This window comes from Sphaerisporangium sp. B11E5, from assembly GCF_039871875.1.
Classification (GTDB): domain Bacteria; phylum Actinomycetota; class Actinomycetes; order Streptosporangiales; family Streptosporangiaceae; genus Sphaerisporangium.
This window is the reverse complement of sequence record NZ_JBDPMD010000120.1, coordinates 1-944: the sequence shown is the minus strand read 5'-3', so window position 1 is coordinate 944 and position 944 is coordinate 1. Positions and strand designations below refer to the sequence as shown.

Below are 944 nucleotides of genomic sequence, written 5' to 3'. Positions count from 1 at the left end.
GCACCGGCCGGCTCAACCCCACCCACCGAAAACCCACCCGCAAACTCGCATGCCGCCGCAACAACCCCTCCACCGCCAACCGCAACCGCCCCCCATCCACCCGCCCCTCCAACCGCACGACGATCTGACTGGCGTAGACATCCACGCCTGCCTCGTCATACACCGCATGGAACAGCAGGCCCTCCTGCAACGGAGTCAGCGGCCACACATCGACGATGTCCGGATCGGAACGAAGCTCGTCGAGCTCGTGCTGGGTGAGTCCGGTCAGGGAGAACTCGGAACGATGCTCCGGCTCAGGGCCGGCCGCTTCGAGCGCGTGCGGCGCCGTTCGCGCCAGGGCTTGCACGGTGCGGTGCTGGAAGACCTGCCGTGGCGTGATCACGATCCCGGCCCGCCTCGCCCTGCTGACCAGCTGGATCGACATGATGCTGTCGCCACCGAGGTCGAAGAAGCTGTCCTCGATCCCGACGCGTTCCACCCCGAGCACCTCGGCGAACAGCCCGCACAACCGTTGCTCGACCGCGGTACGCGGCGCCACGTAATCCCCGGTCACACCGGTGAGATCCGGCTCCGGTAACGCGCGCCGGTCCACCTTGCCGTTGACGGTCAGCGGCAGCGACTCCACCCGCATGAACACCGACGGGACCATGTACTCCGGCAACACCCCGCGTGCCCACGCCCGCACCGTCTCGACCTCGACCCGGCCCACCACATACGCCACCAGCCTGTCCCGGGCGACCACCACAGCCGCCTCCACCCCCGGACACCGCACCAAAGCATGCTCGACCTCACCCAACTCCACCCGGAAACCCCGCACCTTCACCTGATCATCGACCCGGCCCACGAACTCCAGCACCCCATCAGCACGCCACCGCACCAGATCCCCAGAGCGATACATCCGCTCCCCCACCCCGAACGGACACGCCACAAACCGCTCCGCCGTC

General features: G+C 68.0%; 1 protein-coding gene. It reads right to left on the bottom strand.

Going from position 1 to position 944, the window contains the following annotated elements:
* Positions 1-844, bottom strand: an 844-nt coding sequence (locus ABGB17_RS38795) for a phosphopantetheine-binding protein (protein WP_347639394.1), incomplete at its 3' end; no start/stop codon positions are given.
* Between the last annotated feature and the right edge of the window lie 100 nt (positions 845-944).